This window comes from Actinomycetes bacterium, assembly GCA_024222295.1.
In the GTDB taxonomy this organism is placed as follows: Bacteria; Actinomycetota; Acidimicrobiia; order Acidimicrobiales; family Microtrichaceae; genus JAAEPF01.
The window spans coordinates 1-2,781 of the sequence record JAAEPF010000066.1; the positions used below are offsets into that span (position 1 = coordinate 1).

The 2,781-nt window shown below is 66.0% G+C and carries 1 protein-coding gene; it reads right to left on the reverse strand.

Annotated elements, in window-relative coordinates; all coding sequences use genetic code 11:
- Positions 1-1,585: 1,585 nt before the first annotated feature.
- Complete coding sequence (locus tag GY812_16325; GenBank protein ID MCP4437049.1) at positions 1,586-2,578, reverse strand: hypothetical protein; 993 nt, start codon at positions 2,576-2,578, stop codon at positions 1,586-1,588.
- Positions 2,579-2,781: the final 203 nt, after the last annotated feature.

The window sequence follows — 2,781 nt, forward strand, 5'->3', positions numbered from 1 at the left end:
AGAGTCAGAGTGAGTGATTTTACGCATGTGTAGCAGGTGTGAACAACAGGCACTTGTCTTTTCCACAGACATTTCCGTCCAGGGGGCAGGCGGGAGGTCAGCAGGGACAGGCTCCTCTGGGATGTCATGGAGGGGCTCCAGGGCAGTCCCGGGGAAGGGGCGCGGCGACTGGTCGAGGCGCCGCATCAGTTTCTGCGTGCTGCCTGACAGCTGAAGCCCTGGGTCTTTGCGAACGCGAGTCACATCGGAGCGGCTCCAACCGACGGTGAGACCGCCGGTGAACTGGACCACGACGCGGTCGCCAGACAAGTCGATGGTTGTGCCGATGTATCCACGCAGAGGGCTGGTCGGTGCGGTGATCTCGACCTGTACCCCGAGGAAGAGGCCGTCGTCGTCACCGTCATCGCGTGAGCCACCGAGGCCTTCGTCGTGGCCAGCCGTGTTGTCCGTCTGATCGCGGCTGCTGGCGGCAGGCAGCGAGGCCGACTTGCAGGGTGCCGCCGCTGTGTCGTCAGGACGCCGTGCCGCCAGACTGCTGCAACTTGTGTACGCTGCGGGGGCAGGCTGGGGGTCCTGGATTGGCGCCCTCGTGAGTATGCCTGTACTGGTGGGCAGCACCTCGGCACGCAGCGGAGGTGCTGGGACGGTCAAACTGGAACCGCGGAGGTGGGCAGTGTCACCAGTAGGCAGCGTGACGGTCCAGAGGCCTGGGTACTCCCTGGACGGCCCTCGTACGATGCCTCGGAGGCCGTTGATGGGGTTGTGGACCTGGCCTTGTACGATAACCTCGGTGCCAGCGTGGAGCCGCGGTGGAATCCGAGCTGCCGAGCGACGGTTGACGGCTCGGAGGTAACCGATGGTGGCTGGTTGTGGTCCGAGGTAGCGCTCGAGGTGCTCCCGTACAGTCACAGTGCTAGTGCTGGGAGTGCTAGTGCTAACACGCGAGGTTGCGAGGGAGCCAGGTTCCAGGGCAGGCGTGTGAGCATGTGAGACGGCCGAGGCTGGCCCAGCTGCCATGCTACCAGGTTTTGGCGGGGAGGTCACCCCTGGGCTCGAGGCAGCGTGGGGACCGATGACAGAAATGGCAGGCGTAGTGCCATGCGGGGGGGCTGAAGCCGCCCCCGCTGGCGTGCCACCAGGTTTTGGCGGGAGGGTCGACTCAAGGCTTGAGGCCGTGTGGGGGCCGATGACAGGATTGGCAGGCGTGGTGCCGTGCGGGGGGGCTGGAGCCGCCCCCGCTGGCGTGCTGCCAGGTTTTGGAAGGGAGGTCGGCTCGGGGCTCGAGGCAGTGTGGGGGCTGATGCCAGGGCGGCCCTGGGCGGCCGTCTGGTGGCCTAGAGGGCGTCTGCGGTCGACGTCGCCGCCGCGCTGTCGGCGTCGCCGCCGCGCTGTAGCTGCGCTCCGTCGCCGCCACTCGTCGCGGAAGCCGATGAAGAAGTAGTGCATGACGTACGTGGCGCACAGGGTGGCCCACGTGGACGGTGACACCACGTTGTACCACTCGATGACCTCCAACCACACACGCTCCACGAACGCTGCCGTGTAGGCTGACGTGGGTGCCACCTTTGGTGCCGCCGCGGACGACTCAGGGCGTGCTGAATCTGGCAGGGTTGGCGTGTGAGTTGTCGTCGGCGATGACGTCTCGGCTGCGCTCGGTGCCGGCGTTGGTGCTGGTGTCAACGTTGGTGCCCGCGTAGGCGTGGGCGTGGGTGCTGCCGCTGGCAGTGCTGGTGTCGAAGCTATGGACGATGCTGCCATGGATGCGAGCGTCGATGCAGACGGCGGAGTTGGCGTAGATGCTGGCTGCAACTCTGGCGTGGGTACCGGCGTAGGCGCGGGCGTGGGTGGTGACGCTGGCGGTGCTGGCGTCGGAGCTGTCGTCGGTGCTGGCCTCACTGTTGACGTCGGGGTGGGTGTCGGGTCTGACGTCGCTGCTGCCTGTGACTTTGGCTTTGGTGCCGGCGTGGTGGGGGCGGCCGCTGGCGCTGGAGGTGCTGGTGTCAGAGCTGTCGTCAGTGCTGGCGTCGGTGCGGGCGTCGACAGGGACGTCGGTGCTGCCTTCGGCTCTGACGTCGCCGTCCAGGGGGCAGGCGTGGATGCTGACACTGCCGATGCTGGCGTCGGAGCTGCTGTCATTGGTGCTGACGTCTCGGCTGCACTCGGGGCCGGCGCTGTCGCTGGTGTCGGAGCTGCGTGCGGGTCTGGAGTTGGTGGCGCCGTAGTCGTGGGCGTAGGTGTTACTTGTGAGGCTGTTTTCGCTGGTCTGTAGTTGTTGCCCCACGGGGTGTCGCAGTGGGTGCCCATGGGGTACTGTGCACAGCACTGCCCTGACACGCTCTTGAAAAGTACAACGCATTTTGTCCCACCTATTTGCTCTGATACGTTCAGTGGTACGCATGTTACCGTAGACGATGATGCCGCCGGCGAGTCTGACATGGCTGCCGCCGTGGGCGGCCACCCGAAAACTGGCACTGCCGATGCGGCCGTCACAGCTGCCGTCCGTGCTGTCGTCGATGTTGTCGTCGATGCAGACAGTGCCGCAGACGAAAAAATCGACGAGGCAGGCGTGTCCTGACATGACATGGCGGTCCCACTAGCGTAGGGTGCGCCTGAAGACGGCACCCGCGCCAGCGGCCCTAAGCGAGGCGTCAGGACAGTGAATGGTTGAGGGCTCGTCGAGGCTGGCGTCGATGCGGTCGTCGGTGCTGACGTCGCTGTTGGGGTCGATGCGGGCCGTGGCGCAGGCGTAGGTGTCGACGTGGCGGACATGATACGGCGTGG